16 protein-coding genes and 1 pseudogene are annotated in these 18,031 nt (G+C 34.1%); 5 read left to right on the top strand and 12 right to left on the bottom strand.

Going from position 1 to position 18,031, the window contains the following annotated elements; all coding sequences use genetic code 11:
• Window positions 1-28: 28 nt before the first annotated feature.
• The 4 genes from pfkA to murA form a co-directional block, all read right to left on the bottom strand.
• Window positions 29-991 carry a 6-phosphofructokinase gene (gene pfkA / locus A9G25_RS01750; protein WP_065625469.1) on the bottom strand — a complete coding sequence of 321 codons (963 nt, stop codon included), beginning with the start codon at window positions 989-991 and terminating at the stop codon, window positions 29-31.
• Window positions 992-1,084: 93 nt separating this feature from the next.
• The gene (locus tag A9G25_RS01745) at window positions 1,085-1,981 is read right to left on the bottom strand and encodes a cation diffusion facilitator family transporter (RefSeq protein ID WP_065625468.1); all 897 of its coding nucleotides are present in this window, start codon (window positions 1,979-1,981) and stop codon (window positions 1,085-1,087) included.
• A gap of 11 nt (window positions 1,982-1,992) precedes the next feature.
• Window positions 1,993-2,568, bottom strand: a complete 576-nt coding sequence (locus A9G25_RS01740) for a DJ-1 family glyoxalase III (protein WP_065625467.1) — start codon at window positions 2,566-2,568, stop codon at window positions 1,993-1,995.
• Window positions 2,569-2,618: 50 nt separating this feature from the next.
• A complete protein-coding gene (gene murA / locus A9G25_RS01735) occupies window positions 2,619-3,872 on the bottom strand; it encodes a UDP-N-acetylglucosamine 1-carboxyvinyltransferase (RefSeq protein WP_065625466.1) in 1,254 nt (417 codons plus the stop codon).
• A gap of 303 nt (window positions 3,873-4,175) precedes the next feature.
• Between murA and A9G25_RS01730 the strand changes: the two are divergent.
• From A9G25_RS01730 to can, 3 genes and pseudogenes are all read left to right on the top strand, one after another.
• Window positions 4,176-4,304: pseudogene (locus tag A9G25_RS01730) on the top strand (YbdD/YjiX family protein); the annotation flags it as partial.
• Between the two features lie 384 nt (window positions 4,305-4,688).
• The gene (locus A9G25_RS01725) at window positions 4,689-5,741 is read left to right on the top strand and encodes an FAD-binding protein (protein WP_065625464.1); all 1,053 of its coding nucleotides are present in this window, start codon (window positions 4,689-4,691) and stop codon (window positions 5,739-5,741) included.
• A 45-nt stretch (window positions 5,742-5,786) separates the two neighbouring features.
• On the top strand, window positions 5,787-6,449 hold the full coding sequence (can, locus tag A9G25_RS01720; RefSeq protein WP_065625463.1) for a carbonate dehydratase: 663 nt from the start codon (window positions 5,787-5,789) through the stop codon (window positions 6,447-6,449).
• A gap of 10 nt (window positions 6,450-6,459) precedes the next feature.
• On the opposite strand, the gene nrdG is transcribed toward can, so the two are convergent.
• The 5 genes from nrdG to trxA all read right to left on the bottom strand — a co-directional run bounded on the left by nrdG (window position 6,460) and on the right by trxA (window position 12,928).
• Entirely contained in the window at window positions 6,460-6,924 is a 465-nt protein-coding gene (gene nrdG / locus A9G25_RS01715) for an anaerobic ribonucleoside-triphosphate reductase-activating protein (RefSeq protein ID WP_065625462.1), read from the bottom strand.
• Window positions 6,925-6,940: 16 nt separating this feature from the next.
• Window positions 6,941-9,076 carry an anaerobic ribonucleoside-triphosphate reductase gene (gene nrdD, locus A9G25_RS01710; protein ID WP_065625461.1) on the bottom strand — a complete coding sequence of 712 codons (2,136 nt, stop codon included), beginning with the start codon at window positions 9,074-9,076 and terminating at the stop codon, window positions 6,941-6,943.
• Window positions 9,077-9,388: 312 nt separating this feature from the next.
• A complete protein-coding gene (gene gndA, locus A9G25_RS01705; RefSeq protein WP_065625460.1) occupies window positions 9,389-10,804 on the bottom strand; it encodes an NADP-dependent phosphogluconate dehydrogenase in 1,416 nt (471 codons plus the stop codon).
• Between the two features lie 170 nt (window positions 10,805-10,974).
• Window positions 10,975-12,237 (bottom strand): transcription termination factor Rho, encoded by a 1,263-nt coding sequence (gene rho, locus A9G25_RS01700; RefSeq protein WP_065625459.1) that lies wholly within the window; start codon window positions 12,235-12,237, stop codon window positions 10,975-10,977.
• A gap of 364 nt (window positions 12,238-12,601) precedes the next feature.
• Window positions 12,602-12,928, bottom strand: coding sequence for a thioredoxin TrxA (gene trxA, locus A9G25_RS01695; RefSeq protein WP_065625458.1), 327 nt, complete (start codon window positions 12,926-12,928; stop codon window positions 12,602-12,604).
• 149 nt (window positions 12,929-13,077) lie between these two features.
• Between trxA and rhlB the strand changes: the two genes are divergently transcribed.
• Window positions 13,078-14,307 carry an ATP-dependent RNA helicase RhlB gene (rhlB, locus tag A9G25_RS01690; RefSeq protein ID WP_065625457.1) on the top strand — a complete coding sequence of 410 codons (1,230 nt, stop codon included), beginning with the start codon at window positions 13,078-13,080 and terminating at the stop codon, window positions 14,305-14,307.
• Window positions 14,308-14,460: 153 nt separating this feature from the next.
• Here the strand turns inward: rhlB and A9G25_RS01685 are convergent, their stop codons facing one another.
• Window positions 14,461-15,087 carry a TfoX/Sxy family DNA transformation protein gene (locus tag A9G25_RS01685; RefSeq protein WP_034910468.1) on the bottom strand — a complete coding sequence of 209 codons (627 nt, stop codon included), beginning with the start codon at window positions 15,085-15,087 and terminating at the stop codon, window positions 14,461-14,463.
• Between the two features lie 326 nt (window positions 15,088-15,413).
• Here A9G25_RS01685 and A9G25_RS01680 point away from each other — a divergent pair, with 326 nt between their 5' ends.
• A complete protein-coding gene (locus tag A9G25_RS01680) occupies window positions 15,414-16,037 on the top strand; it encodes a hypothetical protein (RefSeq protein ID WP_051634156.1) in 624 nt (207 codons plus the stop codon).
• Between the two features lie 6 nt (window positions 16,038-16,043).
• On the opposite strand, the gene glnB is transcribed toward A9G25_RS01680, so the two are convergent.
• Window positions 16,044-16,382, bottom strand: coding sequence for a nitrogen regulatory protein P-II (gene glnB / locus A9G25_RS01675; RefSeq protein ID WP_034910467.1), 339 nt, complete (start codon window positions 16,380-16,382; stop codon window positions 16,044-16,046).
• Window positions 16,383-16,406: 24 nt separating this feature from the next.
• The gene (locus A9G25_RS01670) at window positions 16,407-18,011 is read right to left on the bottom strand and encodes an NAD+ synthase (protein ID WP_065625492.1); all 1,605 of its coding nucleotides are present in this window, start codon (window positions 18,009-18,011) and stop codon (window positions 16,407-16,409) included.
• Window positions 18,012-18,031: the final 20 nt, after the last annotated feature.

Genomic DNA, 18,031 nt, shown 5'->3' with positions numbered 1-18,031 from the left:
AATTATGCTTAAATGGTACAATTAACGTTTAAAATAATCGCTTAGCTGTATTGTATAGATCCATATCAAATGGACGTTTCATATTATTGATAGCTTCAATAATATTATGATGAACTAATTTACCATTTTGTACACCAACGCTTCTACCAGAATAACCTTGTAGCAACAATTCAACAGCATAAGCTCCCATACGAGACCCCAAAATACGATCATAAGGGACAGGAGAACCACCACGTTGAACATGACCTAATACCGTTGCACGTGTTTCATGATGAACTTCGGCTTCAATATCTGCTGCAAGCTGGTTCACATCACACATATGTTCTGTTACAGCCACAATTGCATGTTTTTTACCTTTTGCAAAACCAAATTTAATTTCTTCGATTAGATCTTCCTTAGTATAAGAGACCTCAGGAATAATCATAAATTCACACCCACCAGCAACAGAAGCATTTAAAGTTAAATCACCACAACCTCGTCCCATAATTTCAATAATAGAAATTCGATTATGTGAAGAACAAGTATCACGTAGTCTATCAATTGCTTCAACAGCTGTACTAAGTGCAGTAAAATAGCCAATAGTATAATCGGTACCACATATATCATTATCGATAGTGCCGGGTAAACCGATACATGGAAAACCTTCTTCAGTTAATCGCATTGCCCCCATATATGAACCATCACCACCAATAACAACTAAAGCATCAATTTGATGTTTTTTTAGGTTAGTAATGGCTTTTTGTCTTACAGCTTTATCTTTGAACTCTGGAAATCTAGCCGATCCAAGAAATGTACCGCCACGAGTGATAATATCAGATACACTTGAACGCTTTAGTTGAACAATGCGGTCTTCGCAAAGTCCCATATAACCATCATAAACACCAAAAACATCCAACCCTTCTGATAATGCTGTTCTCACTACACCTCGAATAGCAGCATTCATTCCTGGAGCATCGCCACCACTGGTTAAAATACCTATTTTTTTTATCATATAAAATAACTCCAAATTATTAACTTTTAGTTATTATAGAGTCTTAACAGATATCTAACAATAGATAATAAAAGCTATTTTTGATTAATTTTTCTACTTCATCATTTCGATGGGTACAACAGAAATTGGATCTTGATGAATAATCACTGTTGCAGGAGAAAATTCTTTAGAAATATGTTTTTCAATAGCATCAGCAATGGCATGAGCAGTGATTAAAGGCATATCATCGTCTAATTCAAGATGCAATTGAATAAATTTTAGAGGTCCTGCTTGGCGGGTCTTTAGATCATGAAAACCTCTTACATCTGGATATGAAGCCACAATTTCAGCTATTCGCAAATTATCACTATCTGGTAAAGCGTGATCTAATAGGTCTTTAATTGCATTATGTGCAATGTGATAAGCATTATAACAAATATACAAAGCAATAAAAAATGCAAAGGCCGCATCAGCATAAGTAATGCCATACCAACTTAAACAAAGTGCAATTATAACAGCAATATTCAACAACATGTCGGAAGAATAATGCAACATATCAGCTTGAATAGCATTACTTTTAGTGATTTTTACAACATATCTTTGATATAAAACAAGAATGCATGTCACTACAGCAGAAACAGTTGAAACAATAATTCCCAATAAAGGTTCCTGCAGTTCATTCGGATAAATAAAAGAGCGAATACTAGAAAGTAATAAAATTATTGCAGAACCAATAATAAACGCACTTTGTAATAATGCTGCCAAAGATTCTGCCTTGCCATGACCAAAAGTATGATCAGCATCTGCAGGCTTTAGTGCATAACAAACTAAAAAAAAGTTAACACCAGAAGCAAGTAAATCGATACTTGAATCTAATAATGAAGCAAATAAACTTATTGAACCGGTAAACCAACAAGTAATAAATTTAATTAAAATTAAGGAAATAGAGATTGAAACAGCGCCTAGCGTCGCTCTTTTAACTAATTTTTCATACAAATGTGAATTTGACATTTAGTGCCTATTTATTGATAGGATTCAATTCCCAAAGGAAGAACTAATTGCTGAGCAATCTGGGCTGCTTTTATTCGGCCTAACAACGCATCTATAATTTTTAAAGCAAAATCAATAGACGTTGCGGGACCTTGGCTAGTAATGACTTTATACGACTCATCAAAATAGACTCTATCGGATTTCCAATTTTTAAACGCCTCCTTAGTGGTTGGATAACCAGTCATATATGCATGTGGAAATAAGTTATGATGTTGTAAAACCATAGCTGGAGAGGCACAGATTGCAGCAACAATACCGCCACTTTTGTGTGTTTGTTTCAATTTTTCGATTAACAATGGACAATCTCGAAAATTTTCAGCGCCTTTAACACCTCCAGGTAAAACAACAACATCAAAATCAATGTATTGAACATCCGAAAGGATTTTTTTAGCCAAAATGATTACTCCTCGAGAACATTCAATTTCACGAGAACTTGAAATACTAGCAGTAGTAACTTTAATATTAGCTCGGGTTAATAAATCAATAGTGGTTACAGCTTCTGTTTCTTCACAACCATTTGATAAAAACACCAATGCTTGCTTTGTCATAATTACGTTCCTTTTGAACAAACAACTTATTAATTTTTGGCAAAAATAAATTATTTCACCCTTTCAATATTTGCGCCTAATTTTCTTAATTTTGCCTCAATATTATCATAGCCTCGATCAATATGGTAAATACGATCAATAATAGTTAAACCTTCAGCAATACAACCAGCTAAAACTAAACTCGCTGACGCCCGTAAATCCGTCGCCATCACTTGTGCACCACTCAATGTTTCAACACCATGGGTAATTAGGGTATTACCTTCAATTTCTGCCTTTGCACCCATGCGAATTAGCTCAGGTACATGCATAAATCGATTTTCAAAAATGGTTTCTTTAATGATTCCTGTGCCTTCAGCAACCATATTTAATAATGAGAATTGTGCTTGCATATCTGTAGGAAAACCTGGATGCGGAGCAGTATGAATGTTAACAGATTTCGCCCTTTTTCCTTGCATATCTAAACAAATCCAATCTTCGCCTACCTCAATTTTAGCACCAGCTTCCTTCAATTTAGAAAGCACCGCATCAAGTAGGGTTGGATCGGTTTTACGGCAAGTAATTTTACTTCTAGATATAGCTGCCGCAACCAAAAAAGTCCCTGTTTCAATACGATCAGGAACTATTTCATGTACACCACCACCTAAACGTTCAACTCCTTCTATCTCAATACGCATTGTACCAGCACCAGTGATTTTAGCGCCTAACATATTTAAGAATTTAGCTGTATCAACAATTTCAGGTTCACATGCTGCATTTTCGATGATAGTTTTTCCTTCAGCTAAAGTTGCGGCTGACATAATCGTAACAGTAGCACCAACACTCACTTTATCCATGACAATATGAGTACCTTTTAGTTTTCCATTGACCGACGCTTTAACATAGCCTTCATCAAGTGTGATTGCCGCACCAAGTTGCTCAAGACCACTAATATGAAGATCAACAGGCCTTGCCCCAATAGCACAACCTCCAGGTAATGAAACTTGTCCTTGTCCAAAACGAGCGACAAGAGGACCTAAAGCCCAAATTGAAGCACGCATAGTTTTTACCAGCTCATAAGGTGCACAGTAGTTATTAAGATGACCTGCATCAAGGTGAATATAATCATTTCGTTCATATTTTACACCTAGCTGGCCTAACAATTCCAAAGTTGTATCGATATCTTTTAACTTAGGAACATTTCGAAGTTCTACTGGTTTTTCTGCCAAAATTGCAGAAAATAAAATGGGTAGCGCAGCATTTTTTGCGCCAGAAATAATCACTTCGCCATTTAGCGATGTTGGGCCTGTTACGTGAAACTTTTCCATTGTTAACTCTTATGCGTGATAAATTGGTAAATATTATAAAAGCTATTTACTAATAGTTAAATGAATTTCATTAAAAATTGAAAATATCACTTTTTTGAGATCTCTAAAAACAACTAAAAATTAATAAGTTCAAAATTTTATCTTATTTTGAATCGAATAAATAATTACAATTAATCAAAGATTGACTAAAACAAATTAGCGCCTTATAGTCAATATACTATATTGACATATAATTTGGGTTATATGACATATACCACAAGGTGCCCTTATTTCAATACGATAATATTCAATCGACAGAAAAATATATTTGATTCACTTGTGAAAACAGTAAAGTATCTTGGCCAAGCCGCTAAATTAATGGTTGGCATCGCTGATTATGATAATTATGTTCAGCATATAAAGCTCACTCATCCAGATCAAACACCCATGACTTAGTTTATTCATATCTTTTTGAAGTGGATGAACTCGATCTAAAAAAATCGGCGCATTTATAGAAAGTATAATCGAACAATATGGCAATGACATGTTACGCCATAAAGGTGTTTTGGTTATTAAAGATAATGATCAACGCTTAATTATTTAAGGTGTACATAAAGTTGTAGGATTTGACTATGGTTTTTCTTGGCAAAACTCATCAGAAAGAATATCCAGATTAATAATAATCTGTCGCATAATTTTATACTGAAACACATAGTTATCTGAAACTTTTTTACAAGTTAACTGGCATAGAGAAGTGCTCATTTTTAATAGTCACATATAATTTAATTTGCTAACATAAATGGTTTTTAAACATGGTAAAACAAACTACACAATAACATGGATTACGATATCGCAATTATAGGACTAGGACCAGCTGGTAGTACGCTAGCCCGTTTACTGAGTCCTTCATTCAAAGTCATTGCATTAGATACAAAACATAAAACGGGAAATGGCGGATTTCATAAACCTTGTGGGGGACTATTAGCAGATGATGCACAAAAAGCCTTTGCTAGGCAAAATATAAACTTACCAGCTGATATTTTAACTGATCCTCAAATTTTTAGTGTCAAAACTTATGACTTACAAACCAAACTTGTTCGCAATTATCAGCGAAGTTATGTAAGTTTTGAACGGCACAAATTTGATCTGTGGCTAAAGTCACTAATACCATCAAATGTAACCGTTCTTCATAATACACTCTGTAAAGAAGTAAGGCGCATTATTGATGGTTATCAGATCACTTATCTTGATGGAAATAAAAATGAACACAACGCCACTGCTCAATATGTAGTCGGTGCTGACGGAGCCAATTCTCTGGTTAGACGAATGCGATATCCTCAACATACGATAAGACAATATGTAGCGATACAACAATGGTTTATAGAGCAACATCCAACTCCATTTAATTCTTGTATATTCGACAATGAATTAACAAATTGCTACTCGTGGAGTATTTCAAAAAATGGTTATTTTATCTTTGGCGGTGCTTTTCCTAAAAAAGTAGCGAATCAAAATTTTGAACAATTAAAAGAAAAATTGACTACACAAGGTTTTATTTTTGGCAAACCTCTCAAAACAGAAAAATGTTTAGTGGTTTATCCAAATCGGCTACGTGATTTTTATACTGGTAATGAAAATATTTTTTTAATTGGTGAAGCAGCTGGTTTTATTAGTGCTAGTTCGTTAGAAGGTATTAGCTATGCTTTAGATAGCGCTGAAATTTTAAGTAAAATATTAAATAGTGGCCATCCAAAACCTAATAAATGTTATTATCAACGTACAATACCATTACGCTTCAAACTTTATAGTAAAATTGTTAAAGCCAAACTATTAACAACTCCTTTGTGGCGTAAATTAATAATGAAAAGTAAGATTCAGCATATTGAATAACTTAAAATAAAAAATAATAATGAAATATATTGGGAAATATTAATTATGTTTGATGTAAACGATTTGATCCGTTTTAACCATGAATGGTCAGAAAAAATAGAGCAAGAAGATCCTGAATTTTTTAAACAACTTGCCGTTGAACAAAACCCGAAATTTTTATGGATCGGCTGTTCGGACAGTCGTGTGTCAGCAGAAAAACTCATTAAGTTAAAGCCTGGTGAATTATTTGTGCATCGTAATGTCGGTAATCTTGTAATACACACTGATTTAAACTGTTTATCTGTCGTTCAATATGCAGTGGATGTACTTAAAATTGAAGATATCATTGTTTGTGGTCATTTAGGTTGTGGTGGAATTCGTGATGCGGTTGAAAATCCTGATTTAGGGCTAATTAATAACTGGTTACTGCATATTCGTGATCTTTGGTTTCGAAACAGCTCACTTCTAGGGGAATTTCCACCCGATATCCGTTTGGATGTTTTATGTGAACTTAATGTAATTGAACAAGTATACAATCTTGGACACTCCACAATTATTCAATCCGCATGGCAACGAAGCCAAAAAGTTAATTTACATGGTTGGGTTTATGGGATTCATAATGGCAAAATCACTGATTTGCATATCACTTCGTCAAGTAGCGAAAATCTTGAAATTAACTACCGAGAAGCTATTTCTTATCTTCTAAATTTACATAAATCCCATAATTAGCCCATGATTTTTATTTAAAACGATGGATAATTTGATTGCTGCTTCCTCGCCATAATAGACGAGGATCAGCAAGTTCTTGCACAAATTTTCCATCAATTAACACATCAATATAAGGAATAACCGCTTGTTGTTCAGCTGTTAACTCATCAAGCTTATACCCAGTCCAAAGCCAAATATCTTTATTATCACATTCAGATTTAACACGTTGGACCAGTTTTAATATAGTTGGAACGTTTTGAGGATGCAAAGGATCACCGCCAGAAAGCGATAATCCTTGACGTTTTATTTCAGTATCTTGTAAATCTTTAATGATTTGATCTTCAAGTGCTTGTGTAAATGGTAAACCAGAATTTACGCCCCATGTTCTTTTGTTATAGCAACCTGGGCACTGATGTACACAGCCAGCAACAAAAAGAACACAGCGAGTTCCTTCCCCATTAACAACATCAACAGGATAATAACGATGATAATTCATAAATATTTATTGATTATTAACCAATTTGACCATTATTTAAATGTTTAACTCGACGTTTTACTTCTTCTTGTTTACCTGAATTGAATGGGCGAGCATCAGGACTACCTAAATATCCACAAACACGACGAGTAACCGATACTTTTGAAGAATCATGATTACCACAACTTGGACAAACAAAGCCTTTACTGGTACAAGAAAATTCACCGGTATAACCACATTCATAACATTCATCTATTGGCGTATTAGTTCCATAATAAGGAACTCGAGAATAACTATAATCCCAAACATCTTCTAATGCTTTGATATTGTTAATCATATTTGGATATTCACCGTAGCAGATGAAACCACCATTGGCAATTTGAGGATAAGGTTTTTCAAATTCAATTTTTTCGTACGGATTAACCTTCTTCTCAACATCAAGATGGAAACTGTTAGTGTAATAACCTTTATCAGTAACACCTGGAATTACGCCAAATTCGGCCGTATCAAGTCGGCAAAATCGATCACATAAATTTTCGCTTGGTGTGCTATATAAACTAAACCCATAACCGGTTTCGCTCTTCCATTGATCTACCGCATTACGTAAACGCTCAACAATTGCCACACCTTTTTCGCGTAATTTATCACTATCAAATGGATGTGTTTGATTTCCGTAAAGTGCATTTAATGTTTCATGAAGACCAATATAACCTAAAGAAATTGAAGCTCGCCCGTTTTTGAAAATTTCAGAAACATTGTCATCTTCGTTAAGCCTTACACCACAAGCACCTTCCATATATAAAATTGGTGCCACTCGTGCTTTTACGCCATCAAGTCTAGCAATACGCGTCATTAACGCTTTTTTACATAGTTCTAAACGTTTATCTAAAATTTCCCAAAATCGAGCTTCATCACCTTTAGCTTCAATAGCTATACGAGGCAAATTTAGACTAATTACACCTAAATTATTGCGCCCATCATGAATTAACTGACCGTTTTCTTCATAAACACCCAAGAAACTTCGACAACCCATTGGTGTTTTAAATGAACCCGTCACCTCAACAACTTTATCGTAATTTAAAATATCTGGGTACATCCGTTTACTTGCACACTCAAGTGCAAGTTTTTTAATATCATAATTAACATCGCCCTGTTTATGGTTAATACCATCTTTAATGGCAAATACCAGTTTGGGGAAAACAGCTGTTTTATGTTTTTTACCTAAGCCTTTGATACGAACTTTTAAAATCGATTCTTGAATTAAACGTGACTCCCAACTAGTCCCTAAACCAAAGCCAAAAGTAACGAACGGAGTTTGTCCATTAGCAGTGTGTAAGGTGTTTACTTCATATTCAAGGGATTGAAACGCATCATAGCACTCTTTTTGAGTACGACTTTTAGCATAAGCTTCTGAATTAGGAATATTCCACTCTTCAGCCACTTGTTTGTGTTTGTTATAACTAATAGTAACAAACTTTGCTAAAACCTCATCGATACGATTAATGGTCGTGCCACCATAAATATGGCTAGCCACTTGTGCTATAATTTGCGCAGTTACCGCAGTTGCTGTTGCAATTGATTTTGGTGGTTCGATCTCAGCATTACCCATTTTAAAACCATTCGTTAACATACCATCTAAGTCAATTAACATACAATTAAACATAGGGAAGAATGGCGCATAATCTAAATCATGATAATGTATTTCACCACAATCATGAGCACGAGAAATATCCTTAGGTAACAAATACTGCTTTGCATAATGCCTTGCTACAATACCCGCAAGTAAATCACGCTGAGTCGGAATCACCTTGCTATCTTTGTTAGCATTTTCATTTAAAATGGCGACATTACTTTGCTCAATTAACCCTCGAATATCTTGATTTAGACGGCTACGTTCTTCACGAGCACGATCACGATCATGACGATACTCAATATAAGTTCTCGCTAATTTTTTATAAGGACCTGACATTAACTGATTTTCAACTGCATTTTGAATTTCGTTGATATCAACACTTTCACGTTCGCTCATTTGATTAGTAACAACACGAGCAACCATTGCGCAATAATCTGGATCATTAACATTAGCAGCAAGGGCTGCTTTAACAATAGCATCTCTAATCCGATCTTCATTAAATGCGGTTTGACAACCATCCCGTTTAATTACTACGGACATATATACTCCTCAATATTCATTAATAATTAGCGATTAGTGTAGCTTTTATATCAGTATTAACATGTGTTTATTTAATACTATATGTAGTGAATCTCTGCAAATTATACACCATATATTGTGCTTTCCTAGATTTTTTAATAAATGAAATTTCTTGACAAATTAAAAGTCAATAATGACAAGTATTTATGAGATATTAAAATATAAAAAAAGAAAAGCTCAATAAGAAAAACAAATAAACAAAAGTACAAAACTTACCTGCACTTTTGTATACCCATATAAGATTATTGATTGAATACACTATGATTGAATACACTATGATTTAATATTTAGCCAATCAGTATGGAACACACCCTCTTTATCAATACGTTGATAAGTATGTGCACCAAAATAATCTCGCTGTGCTTGAATTAAATTAGCAGGTAATACCTCCGAACGATAGCTATCATAATAAGCTATTGCCGCCGAAAGTGTTGGAACAGCAATACCTTGTTGTACCGCTAAAGAGACCACATCACGTAATGATTGTTGGTAAGCATCAACCGTTTGATTAAAATAAGGTGCTAACAACAAATTATCAATCTCATTATTATCGGCATAAGCGTCAGTAATTTTTTGAAGAAACTGTGCACGAATTATACACCCTGCTCTAAAAATCTTAGCTATTTCACCATAATTTAAATTCCATTGATATTTATGAGAAGCGGCTTTTAGCTGTGCAAAACCTTGTGCATAAGAGATAATTTTACCCATATACAGTGCTTTACGGACTTTTTCTATGAGCTCCTGCTTATCACCACTATAAGGCGCTTTTTGAGGACCTTTTAACACTTTTGCTGCCGCAACTCGCTGATCTTTAATTGCTGATAGATAACGAGCAAATACAGACTCAGTGATTAAAGATAAAGGCTCACCCAAATCTAAAGCACTTTGGCTAGTCCATTTACCTGTACCTTTATTGCCTGCCGCATCTAAAATCACATCAATTAAATAATTACCGTTTTCGTCTTTATGCTTAAAGATATCAGCGGTAATTTCGATTAAATAACTGTCTAACTCGCCTTTATTCCAATCGGTAAACACCTCAGCAAGTTCATCATTAGTTAAACCAACAGCATGTTTTAATACCGAATAGCTTTCAGCTATCAGCTGCATATCGCCATACTCAATGCCGTTATGTGCCATTTTTACATAATGACCAGCACCATTTGGACCTATATAAGCAACACAAGGCTCACCATTAGCCTTAGCTGCAATCTTCTCTAATATTGGTGCAACTAATTCATAAGCCTCTTTTTGCCCACCAGGCATAATTGATGGGCCTTTTAACGCTCCCTCTTCACCACCTGAAACACCAGTACCAATAAAGTTAAATCCTTCTGCTAACAATGTTTTGTTACGACGAATTGTATCTTCAAAATAGGCATTCCCACCATCGATAATAATATCACCTTTATCTAAAAGTGGACGCAACTCATCAATTACTGCATCAGTACCTTTACCTGCTTGCACCATAATTAGGATACGGCGTGGTTTTTCTAAAGAATTGACAAAATCTTCAATTGTATAATAAGGAACCAATTTCTTATCAGAATGTTCAGCCATGACTTGTTCTGTTTTATCTTTAGAGCGATTATAAATAGCAACAGAAAATCCACGACTTTCAATATTGAGCGCAAGATTTCGCCCCATAACTGCCATTCCAATAACACCGATTTGTTGTTTTGACATGATTTGGCTCCTTTATTAAACCTCTATAACCTTAACTATAAGGTTTTAACAACACCTAAAACTTAATTAAGTTTTATAAATTACGCTATATTTTGCCATAAAAAGCCGTATCAGAATACAATACGACTCTTTTTCATGACTTTAATGATATTTACTATCAACTGAATAAATCATGAACGTTTCATCATTTCGAAAAACTCATCATTAGTTTTAGTCATGGCAAGTTTGTCGATCAAAAACTCCATTGCATCAGTATCACCCATTGGGTTAAGAATTTTGCGTAAAATCCACATTTTTTGTAGTTCATCAGGCGAAGTCATTAGATCTTCTTTACGTGTACCAGAACGATTAAAGTCAATAGCTGGGAACACACGACGTTCAGCAATTTTACGAGATAAATGGACTTCCATATTACCGGTACCTTTAAACTCTTCATAGATAACCTCATCCATTTTAGAGCCAGTATCAATCAATGCCGTTGCAATAATTGTTAAACTACCGCCTTCCTCTACATTACGAGCCGCACCAAAAAAGCGTTTTGGGCGATGTAATGCATTCGCATCGACACCACCTGTTAATACTTTACCCGATGACGGAACAACCGTATTATATGCACGAGCCAAACGTGTGATTGAATCTAATAAAATAATCACATCTTTTTTATGTTCAACCAAACGTTTTGCGCGTTCAATAACCATTTCAGCAACTTGAACGTGTCTTGCTGCTGGTTCATCGAATGTCGAAGCAACAACCTCGCCTTTAACTAGACGCTGCATTTCGGTCACTTCTTCTGGTCGCTCATCAATCATTAATACAACTAACTCGCATTCAGGATGATTAACCGCTAAGCTTTGTGCAATATTTTGTAAAAGCATTGTTTTACCCGCTTTTGGCGGTGCAACAATCAAACCACGTTGACCTTTACCAATTGGTGATGCTAAATCAAGAACTCTTGCAGTGATATCTTCGGTAGAACCGTTACCTCGTTCCATTCGTAAACGAGAATTTGGATGAAGTGGAGTTAAGTTTTCGAAAAGAATTTTATTGCGGGCATCTTCTGGTTTATCGTGATTTACTTCGTTTACTTTTAACAAAGCAAAATATCGTTCACCTTCTTTTGGTGGACGGATTTTACCTGCAATGGTATCACCAGTCCTTAAATTAAATCGTCGAATCTGACTTGGTGATACATAAATATCATCAGGACCAGCTAAATAAGAGCTATCGGCTGAACGCAAAAAGCCAAATCCATCTTGCAAAATTTCCAGTACGCCATCACCAAAAATATCTTCACCACTTTTGGCATGTTGTTTTAAGATTGCAAAAATAATGTCTTGTTTTCTAAGTCGGGCAAGATTTTCAAGCCCCATCTTTTTTTCTCCAAGCGCTACAAGCTCGGAAACAGAAGTGTTTTTTAATTCAGTTAAATTCATAATGTTAAAAATTCTTGAGGATAAAATTGATATGTTTGCAATTTAATATTATTTTTGTATATTTGTTTAATTTGCTTATAAAAAAGCTCTCTTACAACACTTAAATTCAATCGATTGCTAAGCTTCTGATGATAATTAAACATTTAAATATAGAATTTCACCACTTTACCAATAAAAACAATGAGTTGCAGAAAGGGATGTATGTAAGAGAGGCACAGATTACACTAAAATCATTAATTTGTCTATATTTAATTGAATATAACTATTATAAATTACTAAATCTAGTAAAATTAAAAAGATAAACAAGAGAGTAATGTAAAATTCATTACTCTATTAACCATTTTATAAAAATATAAAGTACCTATTATAATTGAGGATCAATAAAATCTCTAAGTTGAGATTTAGATAAAGCTCCTACTTGAGTGGCAGCTACTTGTCCATTTTTGAAAATCAATAAAGTAGGAATACCTCGAATACCAAATTTAGGTGCTATATTGGGATTTTCTTCAATATTCAATTTGGCAATAACTATCTTATCGCTATATTCTTGAGCTATTTCTTCCAAAATCGGAGCAACCATTTTACAAGGTCCACACCATGAAGCCCAAAAATCAACGAGTACTGGTCTCGATGATTCATTAACTACTTTATCGAAAGTTGCTTCTGATAACTGAACGATATTATCATTCATTTCTGTCTCCTACATTTTTACCTTTTACCATAATAGATTACTTTAAATTTCTCTACTAGCAATTAGTATAATAGGATATAATTATTAGTGATGTCACTGTATTTAGTGTGTTATAATCTCATAATTCTGATAATTATATTCCAACAATAATGATTCAATCATATCTTACCAAAACAACTTTTAACCAATTTCCTCTTCATCCATCAGTGTTAAAAGCACTTGAAAAAAAAGGATTTGTTTATTGCACACCAATTCAAGAAAAGACATTACCTCTAACCACTAACGGAATGGATATTGCTGGGCAAGGACAAACAGGAACAGGCAAAACCATGGCCTTTTTAGCATCAACATTTAATCACTTGTTGAATCATGAGCCTTTGCCTGACCACAAAATAAATCAACCAAGAGCAATAATTATTGCCCCTACACGCGAATTAGTTGTACAAATATATCATGACGCTGAACGACTATCTGAAGAAACAGGTTTAAAATTAGGATTAGCTTTTGGTGGTGATGGCTATGATAAACAATTAAAAATGCTTTCCACAGGGGTCGATATTTTAATTGCAACAACAGGGCGATTGATTGATTATGCGAAGCAAAATTATATTAATTTAGACGCAATTCAAGTTGTCGTATTAGACGAAGCCGATCGCATGTTTGATTTAGGATTTATCCGTGACATACGTTGGGTTTTCAAACATATGACACCACCACAAAAAAGATTAACCATGTTGTTTTCTGCAACATTAACGCACAACGTGCGCGAATTAGCCTTTGAGCATATGAATAATCCTCAGTATATTGAAGTTGAACCAGAACAAAAAATTGGGCATCGCATTAAAGAAGAACTATTTTTCCCTTCTAACGAAGATAAATTAGCACTTTTACAAACACTAATTGAGGAAGAATGGCCTGATCGTTGCATTGTGTTTGCTAATACCAAAGTAACTTGCGAAAAGATTTGGCGGCACCTTATCGCTGATGGTCATCGTGTTGGATTATTAACTGGTGATATTGCTCAGAAAAAACGTTTATCAATTTTAGAACAATTTACCCAAGGTCATCTTGATATTTTAGTTGCTACCGATGTCGCAGCCAGAGGATTACATATACCTAATGTTACTCACGTTTTTAATTATGATCTGCCTGATGATTGTGATGATTATCGTCATCGAATTGGAAGAACAGGGCGTGCAGGAGCTGGAGGTTACTCAATTTCATTAGCCTGTGAACGTTATTCACAAAATTTACCTGCTATTGAAAAAGCAATTGATCATGCTATTCCTGTTAGTCAATATGATCCTTCTGCGCTACTGGTTGATTTGCCTCATCCCAAACCATTTAGACGTCCACCACGTAGAAAACCATCAAATTGACTAAACTAAATAGTAGATAGAAAATATAAATAATATCAACCATAAAAAATTATCTAAAAATGTAATTATACTTCATCGTAAAGCATTTTTAGATAACTGTTATTATTATGGTGATATTATTATAAGTACTTTGATCAACATAGCCAGTCAAAATTATTCTTTATATGAGTCATTATCCATCTGGTTTAAAAAACATTGATATTCGAGTTCAATTTCTTTTTTAGTCTCCTTGGACAAAGTTGCAACATGAAAACGATGTAAAGAACTATATAAAACAAACAATATATTAATGGAAATGGCTTCTTTTTTTTGTTTTATTTTATAATATGCGTTCAAATAACCTACCTTTTGAAAGGTATCAACATCTTTAATTCCAACACTACACAATAACCTTTCTAACGACAAAGTCATATTTGGCAACTCTTTTATCCGCTTTGCTTTGATTTCGTTTTTTTCATATTGCTCTTTTTTAGTATACTTTATCACCATCTGTACCATAGAAAACAGTTTTTCATGATCCTTAAAAAGTTCATTACCTACCTTATAATAATCAAGCAATTTAGTAGACATGCCTGTCGTTATACTTAATGGCTGCATACCCAAATCAATAAAAAGTGAACGATAATCTGGATGCCCTCTTAAATAAAAGCTTTTTTGGGTAACCCAACCAAACATTATATCTTTACTATTAACACTAAATCCTCCAAAAAACGTTTTAATTGAAATATCTTCAACGTCAGAAAGCTCTGTTAAAATTCGATTTGCAAATGTTGAGCACATAATTAATTTCCATCTAAACTTTATTGAGTAACTGAAGTAACTTACTAGTTAATCTAAATTATAGTTATTTTATATTCAAACTATTTCTAAATTAATACATAAATATGCGATCTGCATTCCATATATAAACATAAAATACATTATTACTTGATAAATTATATTTTTGTGAAATTAAATTAATTTTTGTAAAGAGTTTTAGCAAAGAAAGACAAAGCTAAATAGTTAGAAAAAAAGAAAATAGCTTTAACATTGTTATTCTGCCGTAATAATTATACAATCACGGGGTAATTAATTTTGGTACCTAAATTTTGCCTAATCGAATCAATATGATAAAAAACATCATTACTCTATTTTTTATATTTTATTCTTTTATCGCATCAGCCGATAAAGTGCCATTGATTGATTCGTTAATGCTTTGCAACTCTGATTTTTTTAAAGAAGTTTATAGCAATAAAAATGAACTAGAAAAATATACTAATATAAAAGTTTTTAATAAAAATCAAGCCAATATTGTTATTGAAAATCGCTCTGATATAACTAAAAACTACGTTTATTTCAAAACTCCTATGACTTATAAAAATCTAACAATCATTGGCTATTATGATAGTGCCATGGATCTTGGCAAAATGGGAAAATATTATTTCTGGGGATTTATAATCGATAATGATATAAATCAAATTAAAGACGCTTTGAATTTTGTTGATTGGAAAAATATGGAAGATAACCTACTGTATATCGCAAATCCAAAGATTCGTAATATTAATGACGATCTCCAAACTTGGCATAAAAATACCGGAACTGTTGTCGGTGTTAAAACCATTCCTGCTCCAGATACCACCGAAAAACTACTATTACTTGAAAAAAGCCCAAATATGAACCTTCTTATTTGTTCTATTCAAGGTATTGTGACTTCTGAGCTTCTCAAACAAGAACGACCTGACATTCAGTAATTTAAACTAAATCGCAGATTCATCCATTTCGCCTGTTCGAATACGAATGACTTGTTCAACGTTATAAACAAAAATTTTGCCATCACCAATTTTTCCTGTTTGTGCTGTTTTCATAATAGTCTCGATACACATTTCTAAAATATCATCAGACACAATAAGTTCAATTTTCACCTTCGGCAAAAAATCAACCATATATTCCGCACCGCGATAAAGTTCTGTATGCCCTTTTTGACGACCAAAACCTTTAACTTCAGTAACTGTCATACCAGTAATACCTTGATCAGCAAGTGCCTCTCGAATATCATCTAATTTAAATGGTTTAATAATAGCTTCAATTTTTTTCATATTTAATTTACCTTTAATTCAATATCACCAATTTTTAAATCCAAAAGCAGAAGTGATAGGATAACGGCGACCTTTGCCAAAGTTACGAGCTGTTATTTTCGGACCAACCGCAGATTGGCGACGTTTATATTCATTTATATCAACCAATTTAATAACACGCCTTACAGTTGCTTCATCATAACCTTGTGCAATAAGTTGTTCAACGGAAAGATCAAGTTCGACATAACCTTTCAAAATCCCATCTAAAATATCATAAGGCGGTAAACTGTCTTCATCTTTTTGATCTGGGGCCAACTCTGCTGATGGAGGGCGAGTGATCACTCTTTCAGGAATAACATAAGAACGAGTATTCCGATATTTTGACAATGCAAAAACCATGGTTTTAGGCACATCTTTCAGAACATCAAACCCACCAGCCATATCGCCATAAAGAGTTGCATAACCTACTGACATTTCACTTTTATTACCCGTTGTTAGCACTAGTCTGCGCCGTTTATTTGATAGTGCCATTAAAACAACACCACGACAACGTGCTTGAAGATTTTCTTCAGTAGTATCTTTTGGCGTACCAACAAACATTGGACTTAAGGATGTCATAAACGCATCAAACATGGGCTCAATTGAAACAATATCAAATTCAACCCCTAATATTTCAGCTTCTTCTTTGGCATCAGCAATACTAATATCGGCAGTATAACGAAATGGCATCATCACTGCCTGAACTTTATCTTTCCCTAGCGCATCAACTGCAATAGCAAGGGTTAAAGCTGAATCAATCCCTCCAGACAGCCCTAATACTGCACCTTGAAAACCATTTTTAGTAACATAATCGCGAGTCGCAAGTACCAATGCATCATAAACTGAAGCTAATTGATCATTTTCATTATTATCAATTATCGCCTGATGATTTACACCATATTCAAAAGAAGAAACTTGCTCCTCAAATGATTTTAGCTGACAAACAATTTCACCAAGCTCATTACAAACAAATGATCCGCCATCAAACACCAGCTCGTCTTGACCACCCACTTGATTAACATAAATGAAAGGTAAACCTGTTCGTTTAACATGCTGTTTAACTAACTCTCGACGATTTTTCTGCTTGTCGCAGTCATAAGGCGAAGCGTTAATAGCCACAACAAAATCAGCCTGAGCCTTATGGATATTATCAACTGGTTCAAATTGCCAAAGATCTTCACAAATTAGTAAACCAATCCTTTTACCTTTAAAATCAACTACGCAAGTTTGATTGTCAGCCGTAAAGTAACGCTTTTCATCAAATACATCATAATTAGGTAATCGCTGTTTATGATAGCGAGCTAACAATTCGCCATCATGAAAAAATGAAAGAGCATTATAAATATTTTGATCTTGCCAATGTGGATGTCCAACAATAACTGCACAGTGCCGACTCACTTGTTGAATCAACGATAATGCTTTTTGGCAACGAGCTTTAAAATCAGAACGAAAAATTAAATCTTCAGGTGGATAACCGCATAAAGCAAGTTCTGAAAAAATAATGAGATCATCGGAGGAGTGGCTATTTATCAATTCAATAATCTGCTGAACGTTCCCTTCAATGTCGCCCACACACCAATTTTTTTGTGCTAAAACAATAGATAAAGACATATAAAATTTAATATCACAAA

It is taken from the genome of Gilliamella sp. Bif1-4, assembly GCF_001690535.1.
GTDB classification, from domain to species: domain Bacteria; phylum Pseudomonadota; class Gammaproteobacteria; order Enterobacterales; family Orbaceae; genus Gilliamella; species Gilliamella bombi.
Note: the sequence above shows the minus strand (reverse complement) of the source record. Positions and strands in the feature narration are given on the sequence as shown.

Bases quoted from the DNA above. Each gene is read 5' to 3' on its own strand.
- can (WP_065625463.1), top strand. From the start codon at position 5,787: ATGTTTGATGTAAACGATTTGATCCGTTTTAACCATGAATGGTCAGAA.
- nrdD (WP_065625461.1), bottom strand. From the start codon at position 9,076: ATGTCCGTAGTAATTAAACGGGATGGTTGTCAAACCGCATTTAATGAA.
- A9G25_RS01670 (WP_065625492.1), bottom strand. From the start codon at position 18,011: ATGTCTTTATCTATTGTTTTAGCACAAAAAAATTGGTGTGTGGGCGAC.
- pfkA (WP_065625469.1), bottom strand. From the start codon at position 991: ATGATAAAAAAAATAGGTATTTTAACCAGTGGTGGCGATGCTCCAGGA.
- murA (WP_065625466.1), bottom strand. From the start codon at position 3,872: ATGGAAAAGTTTCACGTAACAGGCCCAACATCGCTAAATGGCGAAGTG.
- A9G25_RS01725 (WP_065625464.1), top strand. From the start codon at position 4,689: ATGGATTACGATATCGCAATTATAGGACTAGGACCAGCTGGTAGTACG.
- gndA (WP_065625460.1), bottom strand. From the start codon at position 10,804: ATGTCAAAACAACAAATCGGTGTTATTGGAATGGCAGTTATGGGGCGA.
- A9G25_RS01740 (WP_065625467.1), bottom strand. From the start codon at position 2,568: ATGACAAAGCAAGCATTGGTGTTTTTATCAAATGGTTGTGAAGAAACA.
- trxA (WP_065625458.1), bottom strand. From the start codon at position 12,928: ATGAATGATAATATCGTTCAGTTATCAGAAGCAACTTTCGATAAAGTA.
- glnB (WP_034910467.1), bottom strand. From the start codon at position 16,382: ATGAAAAAAATTGAAGCTATTATTAAACCATTTAAATTAGATGATATT.
- A9G25_RS01680 (WP_051634156.1), top strand. From the start codon at position 15,414: ATGATAAAAAACATCATTACTCTATTTTTTATATTTTATTCTTTTATC.
- A9G25_RS01745 (WP_065625468.1), bottom strand. From the start codon at position 1,981: ATGTCAAATTCACATTTGTATGAAAAATTAGTTAAAAGAGCGACGCTA.
- rho (WP_065625459.1), bottom strand. From the start codon at position 12,237: ATGAATTTAACTGAATTAAAAAACACTTCTGTTTCCGAGCTTGTAGCG.
- A9G25_RS01685 (WP_034910468.1), bottom strand. From the start codon at position 15,087: ATGTGCTCAACATTTGCAAATCGAATTTTAACAGAGCTTTCTGACGTT.
- rhlB (WP_065625457.1), top strand. From the start codon at position 13,078: ATGATTCAATCATATCTTACCAAAACAACTTTTAACCAATTTCCTCTT.
- nrdG (WP_065625462.1), bottom strand. From the start codon at position 6,924: ATGAATTATCATCGTTATTATCCTGTTGATGTTGTTAATGGGGAAGGA.